The organism is Paraburkholderia kururiensis (assembly GCF_034424375.1).
In the GTDB taxonomy this organism is placed as follows: domain Bacteria; phylum Pseudomonadota; class Gammaproteobacteria; order Burkholderiales; family Burkholderiaceae; genus Paraburkholderia; species Paraburkholderia kururiensis_A.
The window spans coordinates 2267708-2288207 of record NZ_CP139965.1 but is presented as its reverse complement, the minus strand read 5'-3'; the positions used below and the strand labels follow the sequence as shown (position 1 = coordinate 2288207).

General features: G+C 66.0%; 18 protein-coding genes. 7 read left to right on the top strand and 11 right to left on the bottom strand.

Going from position 1 to position 20500, the window contains the following annotated elements; all coding sequences use genetic code 11:
- Positions 1-106: 106 nt before the first annotated feature.
- The gene (locus U0042_RS10255) at positions 107-2614 is read right to left on the bottom strand and encodes a penicillin-binding protein 1A (protein ID WP_232833361.1); all 2508 of its coding nucleotides are present in this window, start codon (positions 2612-2614) and stop codon (positions 107-109) included.
- Positions 2615-3307: 693 nt separating this feature from the next.
- On the opposite strand from U0042_RS10255, the gene U0042_RS10250 reads away from it, so the two are divergent.
- From U0042_RS10250 to U0042_RS10240, 3 genes are all read left to right on the top strand, one after another.
- Positions 3308-3961, top strand: a complete 654-nt coding sequence (locus U0042_RS10250) for a plasmid mobilization protein (RefSeq protein ID WP_198665298.1) — start codon at positions 3308-3310, stop codon at positions 3959-3961.
- 357 nt (positions 3962-4318) lie between these two features.
- Positions 4319-4999: a PspA/IM30 family protein gene (locus U0042_RS10245; protein ID WP_114810986.1), complete on the top strand. Its 681-nt coding sequence runs from the start codon at positions 4319-4321 to the stop codon at positions 4997-4999.
- Positions 5000-5123: 124 nt separating this feature from the next.
- Positions 5124-6332: a tetratricopeptide repeat protein gene (locus tag U0042_RS10240; RefSeq protein WP_114810937.1), complete on the top strand. Its 1209-nt coding sequence runs from the start codon at positions 5124-5126 to the stop codon at positions 6330-6332.
- A 116-nt stretch (positions 6333-6448) separates the two neighbouring features.
- On the opposite strand, the gene U0042_RS10235 is transcribed toward U0042_RS10240, so the two are convergent.
- Complete coding sequence (locus U0042_RS10235; RefSeq protein WP_114810938.1) at positions 6449-7078, bottom strand: TetR family transcriptional regulator; 630 nt, start codon at positions 7076-7078, stop codon at positions 6449-6451.
- 267 nt (positions 7079-7345) lie between these two features.
- On the opposite strand from U0042_RS10235, the gene U0042_RS10230 reads away from it, so the two are divergent.
- Together U0042_RS10230 and U0042_RS10225 are read left to right on the top strand one after the other, a co-directional pair.
- Complete coding sequence (locus tag U0042_RS10230) at positions 7346-8890, top strand: flavin-containing monooxygenase (protein WP_114810939.1); 1545 nt, start codon at positions 7346-7348, stop codon at positions 8888-8890.
- Between the two features lie 122 nt (positions 8891-9012).
- Positions 9013-9987 (top strand): alpha/beta fold hydrolase, encoded by a 975-nt coding sequence (locus U0042_RS10225; protein WP_114810940.1) that lies wholly within the window; start codon positions 9013-9015, stop codon positions 9985-9987.
- A 40-nt stretch (positions 9988-10027) separates the two neighbouring features.
- Here U0042_RS10225 and U0042_RS10220 read toward each other — a convergent pair whose 3' ends face one another.
- From U0042_RS10220 to U0042_RS10210, 3 genes are all read right to left on the bottom strand, one after another.
- Complete coding sequence (locus tag U0042_RS10220; RefSeq protein ID WP_114810941.1) at positions 10028-10807, bottom strand: class I SAM-dependent methyltransferase; 780 nt, start codon at positions 10805-10807, stop codon at positions 10028-10030.
- A 72-nt stretch (positions 10808-10879) separates the two neighbouring features.
- Complete coding sequence (locus U0042_RS10215) at positions 10880-11035, bottom strand: hypothetical protein (protein WP_157977814.1); 156 nt, start codon at positions 11033-11035, stop codon at positions 10880-10882.
- Positions 11036-11409: 374 nt separating this feature from the next.
- Positions 11410-11820, bottom strand: a complete 411-nt coding sequence (locus U0042_RS10210; RefSeq protein WP_157977815.1) for an RcnB family protein — start codon at positions 11818-11820, stop codon at positions 11410-11412.
- 259 nt (positions 11821-12079) lie between these two features.
- Here U0042_RS10210 and U0042_RS10205 point away from each other — a divergent pair, with 259 nt between their 5' ends.
- On the top strand, positions 12080-13483 hold the full coding sequence (locus U0042_RS10205) for a methyl-accepting chemotaxis protein (RefSeq protein WP_114810944.1): 1404 nt from the start codon (positions 12080-12082) through the stop codon (positions 13481-13483).
- Positions 13484-13534: 51 nt separating this feature from the next.
- Here U0042_RS10205 and U0042_RS10200 read toward each other — a convergent pair whose 3' ends face one another.
- The 4 genes from U0042_RS10200 to U0042_RS10185 form a co-directional block, all read right to left on the bottom strand.
- Positions 13535-14353, bottom strand: coding sequence for an ABC transporter permease subunit (locus U0042_RS10200; RefSeq protein WP_114810945.1), 819 nt, complete (start codon positions 14351-14353; stop codon positions 13535-13537).
- Positions 14350-15282, bottom strand: a complete 933-nt coding sequence (locus tag U0042_RS10195; RefSeq protein WP_114810946.1) for an ABC transporter permease subunit — start codon at positions 15280-15282, stop codon at positions 14350-14352. The genes U0042_RS10200 and U0042_RS10195 overlap by 4 nt, the downstream gene beginning before the upstream one ends.
- Positions 15279-16442: an ABC transporter ATP-binding protein gene (locus U0042_RS10190; protein WP_114810947.1), complete on the bottom strand. Its 1164-nt coding sequence runs from the start codon at positions 16440-16442 to the stop codon at positions 15279-15281. Before U0042_RS10190 ends, U0042_RS10195 begins: the two co-directional genes overlap by 4 nt.
- Positions 16443-16571: 129 nt before the next feature.
- Positions 16572-17672, bottom strand: a complete 1101-nt coding sequence (locus U0042_RS10185; protein WP_114810948.1) for a polyamine ABC transporter substrate-binding protein — start codon at positions 17670-17672, stop codon at positions 16572-16574.
- A gap of 534 nt (positions 17673-18206) precedes the next feature.
- Between U0042_RS10185 and U0042_RS10180 the strand changes: the two genes are divergently transcribed.
- Positions 18207-18410: a DUF1289 domain-containing protein gene (locus U0042_RS10180; protein ID WP_114810949.1), complete on the top strand. Its 204-nt coding sequence runs from the start codon at positions 18207-18209 to the stop codon at positions 18408-18410.
- 119 nt (positions 18411-18529) lie between these two features.
- On the opposite strand, the gene U0042_RS10175 is transcribed toward U0042_RS10180, so the two are convergent.
- Both U0042_RS10175 and U0042_RS10170 read right to left on the bottom strand, forming a co-directional pair.
- Entirely contained in the window at positions 18530-19201 is a 672-nt protein-coding gene (locus tag U0042_RS10175) for an OmpW/AlkL family protein (protein ID WP_114810950.1), read from the bottom strand.
- Positions 19202-19268: 67 nt separating this feature from the next.
- Positions 19269-20459 (bottom strand): NAD(P)H-dependent flavin oxidoreductase, encoded by a 1191-nt coding sequence (locus U0042_RS10170; RefSeq protein ID WP_114810951.1) that lies wholly within the window; start codon positions 20457-20459, stop codon positions 19269-19271.
- Positions 20460-20500 lie beyond the last annotated feature (41 nt).

Genomic DNA, 20500 nt, shown 5'->3' with positions numbered 1-20500 from the left:
CTGTTGAAAACTCGCCGACAAGCGCCCTAACCCGTTGAGCCGCCGGCGCTTTCCGCATGCGATGCGAAATGCGCCGGCGTAGCGTCAACGTGCGTTGCGACGACGCTCAGGGCTTGTTCGACTCGAACAGATCGATGATCTGTTTCTTCTCGGTGGAACTCACGCTGGGCGGCGACATTCCGGCCGGGCCCACGTTGCCGGTCGCGTCGCTCGCGCCGGCCAGCGCCGCGCCCGAATCCATGCCGATGCTCGCGACGAAGCCGTTGCCCGGCGTCATGTCGGCGAAGTAAAGCTCGCCGTTCACCACCGTCACGCCGTCGGGTTGAGGCGGCTCTTCCTGCGGCACGCCGCGCAGCGCGCGCTGCATGTACTCCACCCAGATCGGCAGCGCGAGTTGCGCGCCGAACTCGCGGCTGCCGAGGCTCTTCGGCTGGTCGTAGCCCATCCAGGCCACCGCGACGAGCGTCTTCTGATAGCCGGCGAACCAGCCGTCCTTGGCGTCGTTGGTGGTACCCGTCTTGCCCTGCAGGTCGGAGCGATGCAGCACGTTGGTGCCCGCGCCCGTGCCCGAGGTCGCCACCGTGTGCAGCAGGCTGTTCATGACAAACGCGTTGCGCGGCGAGAGTGTCTGCGGCGCGTTCTGTCCGGCCACGAGCGGCTGCGCCTTCGAAAGCGGCTGGCCGTGCGCATCGTCCACTTCGCTGATCAGATACGGATTGATGCGGTAGCCGCCGTTCGCGAACACCGAATACGCGCCCGCCGACTGCAGCGGCGTGACGAGCCCGGCACCCAGCGCCATCGGCAAGTACGGCGGCGTCTTGTCGGGGTCGAAGCCGAAGCGCTGCGTGACATAGTCCTGCGCGTACTTCGTGCCGATGTACGAGAGGATGCGGATCGACACGAGGTTCTTCGACTTCGCGAGCGCGAGGCGCATCGGCATCGGACCGTCGGGTTGGTCGTCGTCCTTCGGCTCCCAGGCGTCGCCGCCCGGCGTGGTGGGCGGGAAGTAGAGCGGCGCGTCGTTGATGATGGTGGCCGGCCCCAGGCCCTTTTCGAGCGACGCCGAATAGATGAAGGGCTTGAAGCTGGACCCTGGCTGGCGCCACGCCTGGGTCACGTGGTTGAACTTGTTCTTGTTGAAGTCGAAGCCGCCCACGAGCGCGCGAATCGCGCCGTCCTGCGGCGTGAGCGACACCAGCGCGCCCTCCACCTGCGGCAGTTGCGTGATCTGCCAGTTGCCGTTCGCGTCGGCCACGAGCCGGATGATGGAGCCGGGCCGGATGCGCAGCGCCTGGCCCGCGCGCGGCGACAGCGCGGCAGCGACGAACCGCAGCCCCTCGCCAGTCACCGTGACGCGCGTGCCGTCGAGCATCTGCGCCTTCACGACCTTCTGGCTCGCGTCTGTCACGACCGCGGCAACGATCTCGCCGTTATCGGGGTGATCCGTGAGCGCATCTTCGATGGCCTGCTCGCGGTCGTCGCCTGCCGCGGGCAATTCGACGAAGCCCTCCGGTCCGCGATAGCCGTGACGCCGCTCGTAATCCATCACGCCCTTGCGTACGGCACGATAGGCGGCTTCCTGGTCGGCCGAGTCGATGGTCGTGGTCACCGTGAGGCCACGCGTGTAGGTTTCGTCCCTGTACTGCGAGTACATCATCTGCCGGACCATTTCGGCCACGTACTCGGCGTGCACGCTGTACTCGTTGCCCGCGGCCTTCGTGTGGATCTCTTCCTTCACGGCGGCGTCGTACTGCGGCTGCGTGATGTAGCCGAGGTCGAGCATGCGCTTGAGGATGTATTCCTGGCGCACCTTCGCGCGATGCGGGTTCACCACGGGGTTGTAGGCCGAGGGCGCCTTCGGCAGGCCCGCCAGCATCGCGGCTTCCGCGAGCGTGATGTCCTTGAGATCCTTGCCGAAGTACACGCGCGCAGCGGCCGAAAAGCCGTAAGCGCGCTGGCCCAGATAGATCTGGTTCATGTACAGCTCGAGAATCTGGTCCTTCGTGAGCGCGCGCTCGATCTTGTAGGCGAGCAGCATTTCATAGATCTTGCGCGTGTAGGTCTTCTCGCTCGACAGGAAGAAGTTGCGCGCCACCTGCATCGTGATCGTGCTCGCGCCCTGCGACGCGCCGCCGTGCAGCAGGTCCGTGAAACCCGCGCGCAGAATGCCGACGAAATCGACGCCGCCGTGCTCGTAGAAGCGGTAGTCCTCGATGGCGAGCACCGCTTTCTTCATGACGTCCGGAATGTCCTGAAAGCGCACGAGCTGCCGGCGCTCTTCGCCGAACTCGCCGATCAGCACGTGGTCCGCGGTGTAGACGCGCAGCGGCACCTTCGGCCGGTAGTCGGTGAGCGCATCGAGCGAGGGCAATTGCGGCGCCATCACCACGAGCCCGTAGCCCACGATCAGCGCCCCGACGACAGCAAGCGTGGCGATCAGCCCGATGAACCACAACGCGATCGAACGGCCGATGGAACGCCCGCGGTCGACACCGTCGCGCGACGTGGTGTGTCGCTGCGGTTCGCGGCCTCGTGGCTGGCCGTTGGAGTGGAAGGAAGGTTCCCGATCGTCGGACGGGTAGCGCGGGGAAGACGGTCGTTTGATGATAGGCATGACTGGAATGGTTCGGGAGTGTCTCTTGCACCCCTGCTGCGTGCGGCCGCACGCGTGTGGATCGTGGTCATGGCGTCTGACGCGGACTGCGCCTCGTACGCTGGACGGCGCGCGGGGCAGCGAGCGCGCCACGCAGACACAGCGAACAGACGACGAAGGCGCAACAAGGCCCAACGAAGGCGCGGCGCCGGCGCATGGCCGGCTACGCCCCCGTCCGGCCCGGCCGCGCCGGAATACGATATCCCGACGCAGTGCAACAGCGCATTTTAAAGAATTCGCGCGGGCTGCTACGCGCTTTTTTTTGTAAGAATTTCCGTGCGGAAGTTCCCGGGCTTACCTCGTCCGCGATAGTCCGCCGATGCCCGGCTGCTTCGCCGCGGCGTGCGCCGTGTCGACGAGGGTTCGCCGAAGTGTCGGGTTATCAACAGAAATGGTTGAAAAGCCTGGGGACAATGCCTCGGCAAAGCTGGCAAGCCGTTGATGGCACGATATTTTCTTGGAACGCCCGTTTTGGGCCCATGCTTTGACCCATCTTTCGCCCGGTAGACCGGATTCGGCCCTGCCCGGCCAGACCCATCTGCGATAGCGCACGCGAACTGCGCGTCGCCGTATGATGGACGCGCCATGTCTGCCGCGTCCGCCGTTTTTCCATCGAGGCCTTATTCCCGCGAGCCGATCGCAAACGAGCCGACCATGAACAAGCCCAGCGAACGTATCGTCGTCTTCGTCACGCCCGCGCAGAAGCGCGCCATTGCGGCGAGCGCGGAACAGCTCGGCATCAGCGTGAGCGAGTTGATGCGGCGCGCGGTGCTCGCCTATAGCGGCACCGCGGATCAGGTGAAAGCGGCCAGCATCGTGGATCGTCTTCATGCGCCGCGTGAGCCGGATGCACTGGCCGAAGCGCTGCGCAAAGTCACGGCGCGCACGCGGACTACATCGGTGAAAGATCCGGCGTTGGCCGGGGCGCGTGCCAAGGCCGACGCAACGGCGAAAACCGCGGTCGACGACGCCGTGACTCCTTCGCCGCGCACCGCTTCCCGCGTCACGGCGGTCTTGCCGCCTTTGCCCGAATCGCCGGCGCTGCCGCCGCTGCCCGACCTCTCGATGCCGCCCGACCCGGACGAAGCGTCGCTGCGCGACGTCGAAAACGCTGTGGCACGCGTGGCCGCGGCAGAGGCCGCATCGATCGGCTCGCATTCCGTCGCGCCGCAAGCGGCCGATGCGCTCGCGGATGGGCGGCCACCGGCACCTGCCGCAAAGCATGCCGCCAAGGCCACGCGCCTCGATGCCGGCAGCGAAGATCTGCCCTTCCCCGGCGCTGCGCCTGAAGGCGGACATTTCGCGTGAAGGCGCGCCCGTTCACGTGCGCCTGATCGGTCTGCACGCGTGTGTGCGCCCTGCTCGCCGAGCCTGCGCGTCGCACGTCTGAACGCGCCCTTTTAAGTCCGTTTTAAGCGACCGGTGGTGTAATATCCGCGAGCAGTTCGGGCCTTGCAGGACGCGCCACTCGCAACGCGTTTCGTATCCACGCGTCGCGGCACGGCGCAGGGCGATAAGCCTTCGCCGCTATTGCAATCTCGCGAGGTGCCCCGATCTGCGCGCTGCATGCGCGGTCCGTTCCAGACGGCGTAAGCTGAAGGGCCTCGCATGCATGGCGCGCCGCTTCACGACGATGCGCGCCGCTTTCAATCCACGGAGGAATTCATGTCGCTTTTTGATTCTGTCTCGCGCACGCTGAAGGGTCTGCTCAACGATGCTGCCGAATCGGTCCAGGATCCGTCGCGCGACGCGCGTCAGATCGTGCGCGAGCTCGACGACAGCATTGGGAAAGCGGAAAACTCGCTGATCGAGATCCAGGCGCAGGTCGCCACGCAGCAAAGCAAGCGCGACGTGGCCGCCGACAAGGCGAAGAAGTACGAAGACGGCGCGAAGCGCGCGCTGCAATCGGGCGACGAAGCGCTCGCACGCGAGGCGCTCGCCGCGCAGGCCAACGCCGAGGCAGAACGCGACGCGCTCACGGCGGAGCTCGCGAAGCTCGAACCTTCGGTCGATCATCTGAAGCAGCAGATCGACGAGATGCGTCAGCGCCGCAACGACCTCAACGCGCGCTCGAACATCCTGCAGGCGAAGCAACAGATTGCCGAAGCGAAAGACGTGGCGGCCACGGCGCTGGGCGGCATCGGCGGCAAGAATCTCTCGCAGGACTTCCAGAAGCTCGAAGACAAGGTCGCGCTTTCGAACGCGCGGTCCGACGCGCGTCTGAATTCCGCCGACGAGTCGAGCGGCAAGGCACTCGACGACAAGCTCGCGGCGCTCACCAAAGGCCCGTCCGTCGACGACCGGCTCGAAGCCCTGAAGAAGCAGTTGAATACGCCGGCGCAGTAAGCGGCCGCGCAAGCGGAAGGCGCCGCGCTCACGCGATCCGGCCACTTTGCGGGTCCGCGCCTTGCGCGCCGCCTTCCTGTCCCGACTGTCATGGAGACGGGCGTCAAACCGCCCGGCCCACATCATGAAAAAGTTTCTGGTCGCTGCATTCGCATCGCTTGCGATGATCTGCGGCGGCGCGTTCGCGGTGCCGAGCGTGCAGCAGATCGAGTCGGCCATGTCGCAAGGCAACTGGCAGCAGGCCGACACGGGGCTGACCCAGGTGCTCGAAGCGCATCCGAACAACGCCCACGCGCACTATCTCTACGGCCAGGTGCTGGAACGCGAAGGCCGCTATGGCGATGCGCTCGCGCAGGTCGAGCAGGCGAAGTCGCTCGACCCGCAAATCCGCTTCACCTCGCCGTCGCGCTTTGCGCAGGTGGAAGCGCGCATTCGCGCGAGCGCACAGCGAGCCGGCAGCGTGACCACGCGCCGCGCCGACAACCCCTTCGTGCAGCAGGCCGCGCCGGCGCAGACGCCGCCGCCCGGCACGTTCGCCGAGGCGCCCGTGAAGCACGGTCCCTCGATGGGCATGTGGATCGGCATTGCCGTGCTGCTGGTCGCCATCGCGCTCGTGCTGCGCTGGACCGTGCGTCGCGCGAAATCGAGCGAAGACACGCGCGCCAACGACGACCGCCGCGTGCAACTCAAGCGCGCCACCGACCTGCTCAACGAAGTGCGTTCGCTGAAGCTCGACGTGCGCCTTTCCACCGCGCCGGGTCACGAGGCGCTGGAAAAGGATGTCGAAGCCACCGAATCGCAGTTGCGCGAGCGCGTAGAGGCGCTTTCCAATGCGAGCAACCCTGTGCCGCCCTACGAGATCGAGGCGCTCGAACGCCAGGTGGCGAGCCTCAAGGCACGCGCCGAAGGGCGTCCCGATCCGAATGCGCAAACTGCGCAGACGGCAGCGGCGGGCGACCGCACCGGCGAGTCCGTGTTCGCACGTGAAGCGGACGAACGCTTCGGGCGCGGCCAGCAGCCGGGCTATGGCCAGCAAGGTCCCTGGCCCGCTCCGCCGCCCCAGCAGCAGCCGCCCGTGATCATCCAGCAAGGCGGTTTCGGCGGCGGCATGGGCGGTCTCCTCACCGGCGTGCTGCTCGGCGAGGCGCTCAATAGCGGGCGCGACCGCGTCGTGGAGCGCGACGTGATCGTCGACGACGAACGGCGCCGCCGCGAAGCCGACAATGGCGGCGGCCTCGATTTCGGTCAGGGCTCGAACGACTGGAACGACGACAACTCGGGCGGCAACGTCGATCTCGGCAACGACGACTCGGGCGGTTGGACCGACACCTGACCGACCCGCCGGCTGCGAGGTAACGCAACCGGAAGCGCAACCCACCCACAGGCTCCGCGGCGCACGCCCCGGAGCCTGTTTCTTTTGCCCGCCGCACGTTTGCGATGCGGCAGCGCTCACGCCATGTCATGCTGCGCGAGCATCGCCGCGCCTGCGAAGAGCCGCATGATGAAACGCTCGGCGTATCCCACGAGCGCCTCGCGCTGCGCCGCGTGATGAATGTATTCGTGCGAGAGATGGAAGAGCTGCAGCACGATCTGCGCGCAGATTTCGTCGACGGTCGCGCGCGACAGACCGGGCACGAGGCTCAGTTGCACGACGTCGTCGGCCATTTCCTGCGAGACCTCGTTGAGATTTCCGCGCACCGCATCGCGCAGCGCGGCCGACGTGCCGTGATACTCGGCGAGTGCGCAAAGAAACGCGTCGCGATGCTCGAGCACGAAACCGAAGAACGCCGCACAGGCGCGGCGCGGCACGCTGAACGGCTCGTCGTGGGCGGCGAGCCAGCGCTCGCGACGCAGCATCGGACGCAGCCGCGCACTGATCGATGCCAGCGCCTCGCGGGCCAGGTCGTCGAGTGTATCGAAGTGGCGATAGAACGTGTTCGGATTGAGGCCGGCCTCGCGCGCGAGTTCGCGGATGCCGAGCGTCGCGAGACTGCGCCCGCTCGCGGCGAGGCGCAGCGCGGCTTCGATGAGGCGCCGCTTGCCCGGCGCGAATTCGGGTTCGTCTGGAGCAGTTTGCATGCGGTTTGAAGGGCAGGCTCGGAAGCACGGCGCGGTACCGTTGCGCCTCGCGTGCGCGCCGGTTCGTCGGTTGAACGCTGTTTGAATGCAGCCGTTGGCGGGGTCCCGCGCACTGCCTGCGCCCGGCGCCGCCTTGACGCGAAGTGTACACTTGTCTACCCTGCGCCGTGAACGCCGGCCTTCACGCGATAGAGCCTGAAATCAGGCCTCGACGTGCATCTGAAGACGCCCGGCGACGCCCTCCTTTCGTTCGCTGGAGCCCACTGCATGCCGCTTTCTTCGCCGGATTCGCCTGCCATGCCGCGCATCGCCATCGTGGGCAGCGGCTTCGCCGGCATCGGCATGGCGATCCGTCTGCTGCGCATGGGCATTACACCGCTCGCGCTCTACGAAGCCGGAGACGACATCGGCGGCACCTGGCGCGACAACACGTACCCCGGCGCGGCATGCGATGTCCCCTCGCATCTCTATTCGTTTTCCTTCGAGCCGAATCCCGCGTGGACGCGCGCCTATGGACAGCAGGCCGAAATTCTCGAGTATCTGCGGCACTGCGCACGCAAGTACGGCGTTGAACCGTTCGTGCGGCTGCGCACGCGCGTAGTGGCGGCGCGCTATGACGAACAGCGCGGCGTCTGGAAGCTGGACCTTCAGACGCAGGACCATCAGAGCGACGCGCATCCATACACGCACACGGACAGGCAAGACACGGCGCAAACAACGGAAACCGTCGAGGCCGACGTTGTGATCTGCGCGGCCGGTCCGCTCTCGCGGCCCGCGCTTCCGCAGATCGAAGGACTGGACCGCTTCGAAGGCAAGCTCTTTCACTCCGCGCGCTGGGACCACGCCTGGCCGCTCGACGGCAAACGCGTAGCCGTGATCGGCACAGGCGCGAGCGCCATCCAGTTCGTCCCGCAGATTCAACCGCGCGTGGCCCATCTCGCCCTCTTCCAGCGCACGCCGCCCTGGATCCTGCCGAAGCCCGACCACCCCGTGAGCCCCCGCGCGCAATGGCTGTTCCGGCGCCTGCCATTCACGCAGCGCCTCGTGCGCAGCGCGATCTACTGGCGGCTCGAATCGCGCGCGATCGCATTCGTCGTGAGCCCCAAGCTCATGAAGTACCCGCGCCAGTTCGGACTCGGCTACCTCGCGCGCAAGGTGAAAGATTCGCAGTTGCGCGCGAAGCTCACGCCCGACTATCTGCCCGGCTGCAAACGCATTCTGCTGTCGAGCGACTACTACCCCGCCGTCACGCAACCGAACGTCGACGTGATCACCACCGGCATTCGTGAGGTGGTGGCGGACGGCGTGGTGACTGTGGACGGCGCGCATCATCGCGCGGATGCGATCATCTGCGGCACCGGCTTTCACGTCAACGATGTAGGCGCGCCGTTCGACGTGACCGGCGTGGGTTGCGCGGACCTCGGCGCCGCGTGGCTGCGCGACGGTCCCGAAGCGTATCTGGGCACGAGCATCGCCGGCTTCCCGAATTTCTTCATGATGGTGGGTCCGAACACGGGACTCGGCCACAACTCGATGATCTACATGATCGAGTCGCAGGTCCGCTATATCGCCGACTGCATCCGCGCGCTCAAACGGCGCGGCGCCCGCACGATGGACGTGCGCGCCGACGTGCAGCGCGACTTCAACGCGCGACTCCAGCAGACGCTCGCACACACGGTGTGGCAGACCGGCTGTCACAGCTGGTACCAGACGCGCAGCGGCAAGAACACTTCGATCTGGCCGGGCTTCACGTTCAGCTTCCGGCGCCGCACGCGGCGCGTGCGCGAAAGCGAGTATCGCTTTACGGCGTAGCGCGTCGGGCAGAACGAACTGCGGCTCGCTGTGCTCGCGTTGTGCCTGCGTGCGTCTTCGTTGTGCCGGGCTCTCGCGTCACAAACACCGCAGCATCCATCAACAAGAACAGGGAGACATGAATGGCAAGCCTCGATTCCACGCACCCAGACACAGCCACCGGCGCACAGGTGTTGCCGCCCCGCTCGTTCGCGCAGCGGCTCGGGCTCGTGAGTGTGCCCCGCGACGTGCTCGCGCAGCGCTACACGCAAAGCGGCTCGAAATTCATCGACGTCATGGGCGCGAAAGTGCATTACGTCGACGAGGGCAGCAACGAAGGCGATGACGTGCCCATCGTGATGATTCACGGCTTCGCGTCGTCGCTGCATACGTGGAATGGCGTAGCGGCGGGGCTTGCGCGCGAGCATCGCGTGATCCAGCTCGACCTGCCGCCGTTCGGCGTGACGGGGCCGCTGCGCTCGGCGCGCGGCGCCGTCGAAACGATGAACCTGCCGATGTACCGCCGCTTCATCGATACCTTCATGGGCGCGCTCGGCATCGGGCAGGCCACGCTCGTCGGTAACTCGTTAGGTGGACTGATCTCGTGGGACTACGCCGTGCGGCATCGCGGTGCGGTGAAGCGGCTCGTGCTCGTCGACGCCGCCGGTTTTCCGATGAAGCTGCCCGTCTACATCGCGCTCTTCAATCATGCGCTCGTGCGGCTCAGCGCCCCGTGGATGCTGCCCGAAGCCATCGTGAAAGGCGCCGTGCGCAACGTCTACGGCGACCCGCGCAAGATCGACGCTGTCACGCTGCGCCGTTACGTCGATTTCTTTCACGGCGAAGGCACGCGCGAGGCGATCGGCAAGATGGTGCCCACGCTCGATTTCGCGGACCTCGACACCGACGTGCTGAAGACGCTCGACGTCCCCACGCTCGTGCTGTGGGGCGAAAAGGACCGCTGGATTCCGCCGGCCCATGCAGCCGATTTCGCCGCACGCATTCCGGGCGCGAAACGCGTGATGTATGCAGGGCTCGGCCACATTCCGATGGAAGAAGCGCCGCTCCAGGTGCTGGCCGATCTGCGGACGTTTTTCGCGGAGAGCGCAAAGAAGTAGGACGAAAGCGCTGCGCGGCCGGCGGACCGCCCTCGCCTCCTCAACGCGTCGGCGCAACCGCCATGCGGCCCGCGTACACGCGCGTGTCGTAGGCGAATTCCACGGTGCCGTCCTGCGCGGTCGCGTCGAACAGTTCGCGCAGGGCCGCGAGCATCGGCTCATGGTTCGGATGCCCGGGTTTGGGTGCGTACGACGACGACATCAGCCGGCCCTTCAGTGCGTCGAAGTCGAGCCGCTGCGCGTTGGGGAACACCGCCTTGTGCTCGAAGCCGTCGCCGAACCAGCGCGCCATCGCGGCGTCGTCGCCGTAGCGCTCGGCCACTTCCTGATAGTCCACGCCATAGCGCTGCAGCAACGCTTCGTAGCCTTCGAGGAACGGCGTGCCCGCAACGAGCCGGCTGTTCCAGAACAGCATGACGATGCCGCGCGGCTTGAGAATGCGCGCGAACTCGCGTTTCGCGCCTTCTTCGTCGAACCAGTGGAACGCCTGGGCCGCGATCACGAGATCCACGCTGGCATCGCCCAGCGTGGTGGCCTCCGCCGTGCCCGCGGCGCTGCGATAGCCCGGATACCCGCCCAGCCACTGGTCGGCCGCATGACGCATGGCCGTGTTCGGTTCCACCGCCACCACGGGGTGGCCCGCCTCGAGAAAGAGCCGCGCCGAAATACCCGTCCCCGCGCCAATGTCCGCCACGCGCGCATGAGTCGCTACGCCGCAATCGATATGCGCAAATGCGACGACCTCGCGCGGGTACGAGGGCCGGTATTTCACGTAGTCGGCCACGCGGTCGGTGAAACGCTGGGTGGAGTCGTGCAGCATCGGGCATCCTCGGTCGCGTCAAAGACGCACAACGTTACCTGAGATCGGCACGTGTCGCATGACAGCGCGCTTTCAGCCGCCGCCGAGAAAACGCAACAGGCCCCACAGAAAACGCACGACGAGCACGATCAGTTCCCACAGCCGCACGAGCTGGTCCCAGCCCACGGCGAAGCCGGGGCTCGTCTGGCCGGCGAACCGGCCTGCCAGCGCGGCGAGGGTGTGGATCATTGCGGTTGCCCTTGTGCGCATCAGAACGCGGAAGCGGCGCCTGCCGCGGCGGCGCCGTTTGCCCTCATTCTCGCGCGTGTGCGGAATCTCGAGGGCCCATGCGCGACGTACAGCAGGCGCCAAAGCGGGCATCAAGCGACGCGCGCGGCATGCGGTACGGTGACGTCACCTCGCGGGCCGCCACCTGCGCCTGGACCGCCCTGGCCGGGTCCCCCTGCGGGGCCGCCGCCCGGGCCCCAACCCGGACCACCCGGGCCACCCGGACCGCCGCAGAACGGCCATCCCCAGCAGCAGCCATTCAGCATCGAGGTCAGCGCAAGCAGCGCTGCGACGGCAAACACCTTTTTCGTTTTCGTCATGGCGTGCCCCGGCGCTCAACGGTGCGGCGCAAGCAGGATGCTCGCAATCACACCGGTCGTGATCGCGACCAGCACGAACTCGCCATTGACCTGCAGCCATTGATAGCCGGCGGGCGGCGCCTCCAGATCGTGCGCACGCCAGTCGTCCACCACATAGCGCGGATCGCGATAGTCGGGCGGCACGCGCTCGCCGCGATGCCAGTCGCTGTGCGGCACGGGGCGCCGCGCGTCGTGCCCGGGCGGCATGCCGGGACCATCGGGACGGTGCCGCGGACCGTGCTCCGGCGAATCCTCGCCGTGCCCGCCCCGCCGATCCTGTGGCGGCGGGCCGTCCGGTGCATCGCCCGGGACGGGTTGTGCGAAGGCCGACAGCGCCGTGCCCAGCATGCACGCCGCAACGGCGAGTGAGAGTGTGCGTTTTTTCATGTGTGGGTTCTCCCTGGGTGAAACCTCGAAACAAGACCGGGAAGGGAAGCATCGAAAGCGCTGACGATGCTCCCAAAAGTCCAGCCCCCGGGGGTTACGACCCCTTACCGAAACTCACCGTTGCCCCAAGCCGCGACGGTTTCCCTCATCTCAAGTCGCAAGACAGTCCGCCGTAAACACAGAATGAAGACACGGCGTCTGCATCCTGCATCGCGGCGACCGCGCCATTTCAAGCCCTTGCCATGAAGGAGACAACCCGATGACGCGTTTTCGCTTCCGTCGTGCCGTGCGCGCGCGGTCGATCGTCGACGATATTGCGGCCCAGGCCGGCCGGCTCGGCATCGAGATATGCGATGTCTCGGGTCACGTCGACGAGGTGGCGGCACGCGTGGAGCGGCAAGCCGAAGTCTGCCAGGCACTGCGCGAGTCCGCGGCGCAGACCATGAGCGGCAATCATCGGATCGCCGAAGCGGCGCGCGCCATGCGCACGGTCACGGCCGGCACCGCGGAGAGCGTGCAGCAGTCGCAACAGACCATCGAGTCGTCGCTCGCCGACATCCACGGCCTCGTGGAAGGCGTCACCGTGATCGAGACCCAGATCGCGGCGCTGCGCACGGCACTGGAACACGTGAGCCGCGTGTCCGAGGAAATCTCGCTGATCGCGCGGCAGACCAATCTGCTCGCGCTCAACGCGGCCATCGAAGCGGCGCGCGCAGGCGAATCCGGCAAGAGCTTCGCGGTGGTGGCCGCCGAGGTGAAGAACCTCGCGGCGAAAACGGCGCAGGCTACGAGCCAGATCGAGACCACCCTCACCCAGCTCACGCGCCAGACCGACGAACTGATGACCGAAGGCGCCGCGAACACGGCGCGCGCGCATCGCGTGCGCACGGGCACGGCCATGATCGGCGAAGTCGTGCATTCGACGGGCCACGCCATCGCGCAGCTCAACGACGAGGCCGCGCAGATCGCGGAACTCACGGGGCAGATCGAGACGCAGTGCGACGGCCTCGAAGCGCAAGTGCTGGAGATGGCAAGCGACGTGGAAGATTCGGGCCGCAACTTCGTCCACGCGAAAGACCAGTTGGGCAAGCTGCTGGGCGTGTCGGAGTCGCTGATCGAGTTGACCGCGGCCACCGGCGTGGAAACGGCCGACACGCCGTTCATCGCGGCGGTGCAGGAAGCGGCCGCGAAGATCGGCAAGCTGTTCGAGGCGGCGGTGGCGCGCGGCGACATCTCGATGGACCATCTCTTCGACAGCCACTACGCGCCCATCGCCGGCACGAACCCGCAGCAGTTCATGACGCATTTCACGGCGTTCACGGACCGCGTGCTGCCTGCCGTGCAGGAGCCGCTTCTCAAGCTCGACGAACGCGTGGCGTTCTGCGCGGCCGTCGATACGCGCGGCTATCTGCCTACGCACAACCTGAAGTTCTCGCAGCCGCAGCGTGAAGACGCGGTCTGGAATTCGGCGAACTGCCGCAACCGGCGTCTCTTCAACGATCGCACCGGTCTTGCTGCCGGCTCGCACACCAAGCCGTTCCTGCTGCAGACGTATCGCCGCGACATGGGCGGCGGCGCGCTCGTGCTGATGAAGGATGCGTCGGCGCCTATCTTCGTCAATGGGCGCCACTGGGGCGGGTTCCGGATGGGGTACCGGGTTTAGGGACGGCTCGCCTGCGGAACTGGCTATCGCAGCGCGCGCAGGCGAACTGTCCTAAGCCGCTTCGGCGAGACGCCTGCGCTCGGCCCGCTGCATGAAGTGATTCGCCACGATCACGCCGACCGTCACGACGGCGATGAAGAGCGTGGCGAGCGCGTTCATCTCGGGATTCAGGCCCAGACGCACGCGCGAGAACACCACGAGCGGCAGCGTCGTGGAACCGGGCCCGGAGAGGAACGCCGAGAGCACGAGGTCGTCGATGGAGAGCGTGAACGAGAGCAGCCAGCCCGCCACCAGCGCCTGGGAAATGAGCGGCAGCGTGATCGCGAAGAACACCTTGACGGGCGTGGCGCCCAGATCGAGCGCCGCCTCTTCCAGCGAAGGATTCAGCTCGCGCACACGCGACTGCACGATGATCGCGACGTACGAAATGCACAGCATCACGTGACCGATCCAGATCGTGAAGATGCCGCGCCCCGCAGGCCAGCCGATCAGCTTGCCCATTTCCACGAAGAGCAGCAGCAGCGAAATGCCCTGGATCACCTCGGGAATCACGAGCGGCGCGTTGATCATGCCCGTGTAGAGCGTGAAGCCGCGAAAGCGGCCCATGCGCGCGAGCACGAAGCCCGCCCACGTGCCGATCACGACCGAGGCGAACGCCGTCATCAGCGCGATGCGCAACGAGAGCCAGGCGGCGGCGATCAGTTCGTCGTCGCGCACGAGCGCCGCGTACCACTTCGTCGAAAAGCGCGTCCACACCGTCACGAGTTGCGACTCGTTGAACGAATAGACGACGAGGCTCACGATCGGGATGTACAGGAACGCGAAGCCGAGTCCGAGCGCGACGATCTGCAGGATACGATTCGGCTTCATCGGCTGCGCCCCTCCAGGTCTTTCGCCTGGTAGTGCTGGAACAGCGCCATCGGCACGAGCAGCAGCAGCACCATTGCGCAGGTGACGGCGGACGCCATCGGCCAGTCGGCGTTGTCGAAGAACTCGTTCCACATGACGCGGCCGATCATGAGCGTGTTGGCGCCGCCGAGCAGTTCCGGAATCACGTACTCGCCCACCGCGGGAATGAACACCAGCAGGCAGCCTGCGATGATGCCGTTGCGCGAGAGCGGCAGCGTGATCTGCACGAACGCCTTCCACGGTTTCGCGCCGAGGTCGTAGGCCGCTTCGAGCAGCGTGAGGTCCATCTTCACGAGGTGTGCGTAGAGCGGCATCACGAGAAACGGCAGATACGAATACACCATGCCGATGTAGACGGCCGTGTTCGTGTGATAAAGCTCGAGCGGCACATGAATGATGCCGATCGACATCAGGAAGTTGTTGAGCAGTCCGTTGTTCTTGAGAATGCCGATCCACGCGTAGACGCGGATCAGGAACGACGTCCAGAACGGCAGCATCACGCCCATCATCAGGATGTTGCGCGTAGCCGGGTTCGAACGCGCGATGTAGTACGCCATCGGGTAGCCGAGCAGCAGGCACAGCAGCGTGGAGATGGCCGCGACCATCACCGAGTTCACGTAGGTCGCGAAATACAGACTGTCCTGCAGCAGGAACGCGTAGTGCGAAAGATCGAGCGCGACGTGGACGATGCCGTCCGCGTACGAGGTCAGCTCCGTGTACGGCGGAATGCCGAGCTGCTGGTCCGCGAAGCTGATCTTCACGACCAGGATGAACGGCACGAGGAAAAACAGCAGCAGCCAGACGAACGGTCCCGCCACCACGGCCGTGCGGCCCGTCAGGTTGAATCGTCGCACCGGCCACTGGGCCAGCGCCTTCAGCTTGCTCTTCATGACGTCAGCACCACGCCCGCGGAGGCGCTCCAGCGCACGTAGACTTCGTCGTCCCAGGTGGGCGAGTCGATTTCGGACAGCGCGAGGCTCGACACGTTCGCGATCACCGTTTTGCCCGAATCGAGCTTCACGTGGTACAGCGAGTAGCCGCCCATGTACGCGATGTTCTTGACGACGCCATGGCCCCAGTTGAACGCACCCTCGGGCGGCTTGCGCGTGAGCGCGATGCGCTCGGGCCGCACCGAGATCGTCACCGGCATGCCGAGCGGGCCCGTAATACCGTGGTTCACGTAGAGCCGCACGGGCAGTTCCGCGCATTCCACGAACACGTGGTCGGGCTCGTCTTCCACCACGTTGCCGTCGAAGAGATTGGTGGAGCCGATGAATTCGGCCGAAAAACGCGTGTTCGGGTATTCGTAGACTTCGCTCGGCGTGCCGAGCTGGACGATCTGGCCTTCGCTCATCACGGCAAGGCGGCTCGCCATCGTCATCGCCTCTTCCTGGTCGTGCGTGACCATGATGCAGGTGACGCCCACCTTGTCGAGAATGTTGACGAGCTCGATCTGCGTGCGCTGGCGGATCTGCTTGTCGAGCGCGGACATCGGCTCGTCGAGCAGCAGCAGCTTCGGACGTTTCACGAGCGAGCGCGCGAGCGCCACGCGCTGCTGCTGACCGCCCGACAGCTGATGCGGCTTGCGCTTCGCGAAGCGGCTCATCTGTACGAGGTCGAGCACGGCCTGCACGCGCTCCTTGATCTCGGCCTTCGGCACGCCTTCCTGCTTGAGGCCGAAGGCGACGTTGGCCTCCACCGTCATGTGCGGAAAGAGCGCATACGACTGGAACATCATGTTCACGGGCCGCCGGTACGGCGGCAACTGCGCGAGGTCTTCGCCGTCGATCAGGATCTTGCCCGACGTGACGGGCTCGAAGCCCGCCAGCATGCGCAGCAGCGTAGACTTGCCGCAGCCCGAGCTGCCGAGCAGCGCGAACAGTTCGCCCTTCCTCACCGACAGGCTCACGTTCCTCACCGCCACCGTCTCGCCGAACTTCTTGACGACGTCGATGACCTGAACGAAATCTTCCGTTGCACGGTCTGCAACGGGCGCATTGCTTCGGGGCGATGCACCGGCCGCGGCCGGCGCGCTCGACTGCTCACTCATGATCTGCTGCCCTGCTCCAGCCCGGTTGATACACCGGGTTTGACGAACAAAGCCCCCGGTAGACACCGGGGGCCTCGTGGTTGCACGGCGGCTATCGCATCGCGCGCAGCCGCCGCCATGACTGCCACATCAGCGGCCGGACTTGAACTCGGTCCACAGGCGCGTTTGCAGCCGCTGGATTTCAGGCGGCAGCGGCTTCAACAGGAACAGCGTCTTCACGACGTCCGCCGGCGGGTAGATGGCCGGGTCGTTGGCGATGTCCTTGTCCACGTACTTGCGCGCCTCGGCGTTGGCGCTCGGATAGTAGACAGCGTTCGTGATCGCGGCATGAACCTGCGGCGTCTCGATGTGGTTGATCCACTCGAGCGCGGCTTCCTTGTGGGCCGCGTCCTTCGGAATGGTCATCACGTCAAACCAGATCGGCGCGCCGCCCTTCGGAATGAAGTATTCGATCTTGTAAGGTTTCTTCGCGTCGATGGCGCGGTGCTTCGCGATCACGACGTCGCCCGACCAGCCGTAGGTGAAGCACACGTCGCCGCCCACCATGTCGTTGATGTAGCCCGACGAGTTGAACTGCGTGATGTACGGCCGGATCTTCTTGAGCATTGCGAGCGCGGCGCGATAGTCGTCCGGGTTGTGGCTCATCGGGTCTTTGCCGATGTAATGGAGCGCCGCTGCGAACATCTGGTCGGGTGCATCGAGCACCGATACGCCGCAGGCCTTCAGCTTCGAAATGTTCTCGGGCTTGAAGAGGATGTCCCAGTTATCGAGCGGAACGTTCTTGCCGAGAATCTGCTGCACCTTGGTCACGTTGTAGCCGAGGCCCGTCGTGCCCCAGGCCCAGGGCACCGCGTACTTGTTGCCCGGGTCCGCGCCCGCCACGAGTTCCATCAGTTGGGGATCGAGGTACTTGAGGTTCGGCAGCTTCGACTTGTCGAGCGGCGCGAAGATGCCGGCGGCGATCTGCTTGCCCGCGTAATTGCTGGTGGGCACGACGATGTCGTAGCCGGAATTGCCGGTGAGGAGCTTGGCCTGCAGCGTGTCGTCGCTGTCGTAGTTGTCGTAGCGGACCTTCACGCCGGTCTGCTTCTCGAAGTTCGGGATCGTGTCCTTGGCGATGTAATCGGACCAGTTGTACACGTTGAGCTGCGTGTCCTTCGCCATCGACGTCGCAAAGGGCACCGCGCACAGCACGAGCGCCGCCAGCTGGCCCACCACCTGTTTCTTCATCCCGTTCTCCCTATGACCGGCATCGTGCCGGTGCTTGACCCCGCCTGACGCCGCGCCGTCGCCGGTGCGGCTCCCCTGAAAAACCCGAAACGTACCACTAAACGTTGCCCGCGACAAAAAAAACGCTCCGCTGTCGCGGATACGGCACAGCCTTTGCCGACGCCGTTCCTCGCGCAGCGGTCGCCCCACTGACGGGGCCATGGGCGCCCGCGTCGCTGAGCGGTGGCACGCGCTCCGGCGGCCGACGACCCAAGCCGCGGAGGCGGGCAAATCGGGCGCAATTTTATCGGGTTATGCGGCTGTGTCCACCGCAAAAAAGCCTGGAAACCGGGTCGAAAGCGACAGCAGGCGCCCGGGGCGACCCGCACCCGCCGCCTGCCGCGCTGCGTCGCCTGAGACGGGGTCGCGTCGACTGTCCTGATCGCCCCCATCCGACGGTCCGCATGGGCCCCGCCCGATGCCCCTACCGCGCGAGAGGCGTTCGGGGCATCGGTTACCATAGCGCCACTTGCCGGTGTTCCCTGGACTTTCCCGATGACCTCCAATCTGCACGACCTTCCCGACAGCCCCTGCATCGGCGTCTGCTCGACGCTTTTCGACGAGGTCTGCAAGGGCTGCGGCCGCACGGCCGCGGAGGTCTCGCAGTGGGTTTTCATGAGCGAGGAGGAAAAGCGCGCGGTCTGGGAACGCATTCAGCGCGAAGGCACGGCGATGCGCTTCAAGTACGACAAGCTGTAGCCTGCCGTAGTGCCATGGCCGCGACAGCCACAGCAGCCGCAATAAAAAACGCCGGGTTTCCCCGGCGTTTTCGTTCCCCCTGAACGCGTTCTATGACGCGCTTGCGTTCCGCCTGTCGGTCAGAACTTCATGCCGACGCCCACGCCGACCACGAGCGGGTCGATGTGAAGCGTGCCGAGCGACGCGCCGTTGAGCGACGCATCCGTCTTCATCCAGATCTTCTTGATGTCCACGTTGGCGAAGATCTTCTTCGTCACCTGGAAGTCGATACCGGCCTGCAGCGCCGGACCGAAGCTGTGGTTGCCGACGGAGATCTGCGAGCCGCCCGCATGCAAGCCGTTGTTGTAGAAAAGCGTGTAGTTGACGCCGGCGCCCACGTACGGACGCACCTTGCCCGCATGGTTGAAGTGGTACTGCAGCAGCAGCGTGGGCGGCAGCACGCCGACACCGCCCAGGTTGCCGAGGCTCGAAGTGACCTGATGGCGCGACGTACCGAGAATCAGCTCGACGCCGAGGTAGTCGCGGATCATGTACGTGAAGTCGAGTTCCGGCACGATCGCGTTGTTCACATCGACGTTCAGCGCGGAGAGCGTATCGCTCGTGCGCGCGTTCGGTTCGATGCTGATGGCACGCAGACGTACCAGCCAGTCGCCGGCATGGATGCCGCCGCTGGTGGCGTCGGTAACCGCGTCCGGCGTGGTGGCGGCGTCTGCCGCGTTGGCCGCCGGGGCGGCGAATGCCGCGCCAAGCACGCAGGCTGAAGCGGCAAGGGTCTTGATGAGCTTTTGCATGTCTTTCCCCGTGGTCAAAATGCCCCTACATTCTGTAGGGCCGATTGCCGCGGAGAATTGACGTTTGTCAAACCAGCGCGAACGCTCCACACCGTGCGACAGCCGGTCGCGCTACGCCGGTCAGCAACAGTTCCATGAGCTCGCGCACGCTGCGAATGGCGTTGCCGAACGGCAGCGACTCGCGGCCGCGGAAGAAGAGCCCATTGGCGACGTCGCCGCGCAACGCGGCGGCAAGACGCGTGTCGATACAGAAGTGCCCGAACTTCTCCACGCCGTCGCGCAGGCCGCACACCGAGAGGCATTCGAGCGCCGTGGGGCACGCATTCTTGATGCTGCCGATCTTGGCGCGAATGCGCGCCTCGTTGCGCAGGTAGCGCGCGAGCCACGGCGTCTTCACGGCACGCGCGGGCAGCCCCGTCACGCTCACGAACTCGACGATGTCTTCGGGGCGCGCGTCGGCCAGCACACGCTTGAAGTTGGGGTGCGCGTCGCCCTCTTCCGTCACGGCAAACGGCGTGCCGACCTGCACGCCGTTCGCGCCCGCGGCCAGCCACTTGCGCACGGCCTCGTGGCTGTTGATGCCACCCGCCACGATCAACGGCACGTCTTCGCGGCGCAGACCGAGCGACGTGAAGACAGGATCGAGTTCGGCAAAAATGCGCTCGAACGAAAAACGCTCGTCGTTCATTTCCGAGAGGTTGGTCACGCCGAGGTGGCCGCCCGCGTGAGCGGGATGCTCGATCACGACCGCGTCCGGCAAGCGGCCCTTCTTCATCCACTTCTTCAGCACGAGCGCAATGCCGCGGGCGTCCGAGAGAATGGGGATCAGCGCGATGTCATGCCCTTGCGTGAGATCGGGCAGATCGAGCGGCAGACCGGCGCCCATCACGATGGCGTCCGCACCGTTCTCGCAGGCCGCGCGCACGTAGTCCGCGTGCGCGCTCACCGCCTTCATCACGTTGACAGCGATCATGCCGCGGCCTTCCGAAAGCCGCTTCGCGCCTTCGATCTCGCGGGAGAGCGCGATCAGGTTCGCACGCTCCAGCGTCTCGCGTCGCGGGTCCGCACGGCACATGTCGAGCAGATCGGGGTGATGGTGGCGCAGGTCGATGCTCGCGATCGTGCCGACCGCGCCTTCGCGCGCCACGCTGCCGGCGAGCCGATGGGCCGAAATGCCGACGCCCATGCCGCCCTGCACGATGGGCAAGAGCGCGCGGCCACGAATTCTGAGTGGCGCGAACGGGTGAGATGGAAACATGAGGGGTGCCCGCTTCATTGATGTCGAAGCCGCCATCATCG

Coding starts and splice junctions, on each gene's coding strand:
- U0042_RS10255 (WP_232833361.1), bottom strand. CDS start 2,614: ATGCCTATCATCAAACGACCGTCTTCCCCGCGCTACCCGTCCGACGAT.
- U0042_RS10250 (WP_198665298.1), top strand. CDS start 3,308: ATGAACAAGCCCAGCGAACGTATCGTCGTCTTCGTCACGCCCGCGCAG.
- U0042_RS10245 (WP_114810986.1), top strand. CDS start 4,319: ATGTCGCTTTTTGATTCTGTCTCGCGCACGCTGAAGGGTCTGCTCAAC.
- U0042_RS10240 (WP_114810937.1), top strand. CDS start 5,124: ATGAAAAAGTTTCTGGTCGCTGCATTCGCATCGCTTGCGATGATCTGC.
- U0042_RS10235 (WP_114810938.1), bottom strand. CDS start 7,078: ATGCAAACTGCTCCAGACGAACCCGAATTCGCGCCGGGCAAGCGGCGC.
- U0042_RS10230 (WP_114810939.1), top strand. CDS start 7,346: ATGCCGCTTTCTTCGCCGGATTCGCCTGCCATGCCGCGCATCGCCATC.
- U0042_RS10225 (WP_114810940.1), top strand. CDS start 9,013: ATGGCAAGCCTCGATTCCACGCACCCAGACACAGCCACCGGCGCACAG.
- U0042_RS10220 (WP_114810941.1), bottom strand. CDS start 10,807: ATGCTGCACGACTCCACCCAGCGTTTCACCGACCGCGTGGCCGACTAC.
- U0042_RS10215 (WP_157977814.1), bottom strand. CDS start 11,035: ATGATCCACACCCTCGCCGCGCTGGCAGGCCGGTTCGCCGGCCAGACG.
- U0042_RS10210 (WP_157977815.1), bottom strand. CDS start 11,820: ATGAAAAAACGCACACTCTCACTCGCCGTTGCGGCGTGCATGCTGGGC.
- U0042_RS10205 (WP_114810944.1), top strand. CDS start 12,080: ATGACGCGTTTTCGCTTCCGTCGTGCCGTGCGCGCGCGGTCGATCGTC.
- U0042_RS10200 (WP_114810945.1), bottom strand. CDS start 14,353: ATGAAGCCGAATCGTATCCTGCAGATCGTCGCGCTCGGACTCGGCTTC.
- U0042_RS10195 (WP_114810946.1), bottom strand. CDS start 15,282: ATGAAGAGCAAGCTGAAGGCGCTGGCCCAGTGGCCGGTGCGACGATTC.
- U0042_RS10190 (WP_114810947.1), bottom strand. CDS start 16,442: ATGAGTGAGCAGTCGAGCGCGCCGGCCGCGGCCGGTGCATCGCCCCGA.
- U0042_RS10185 (WP_114810948.1), bottom strand. CDS start 17,672: ATGAAGAAACAGGTGGTGGGCCAGCTGGCGGCGCTCGTGCTGTGCGCG.
- U0042_RS10180 (WP_114810949.1), top strand. CDS start 18,207: ATGACCTCCAATCTGCACGACCTTCCCGACAGCCCCTGCATCGGCGTC.
- U0042_RS10175 (WP_114810950.1), bottom strand. CDS start 19,201: ATGCAAAAGCTCATCAAGACCCTTGCCGCTTCAGCCTGCGTGCTTGGC.
- U0042_RS10170 (WP_114810951.1), bottom strand. CDS start 20,459: ATGTTTCCATCTCACCCGTTCGCGCCACTCAGAATTCGTGGCCGCGCG.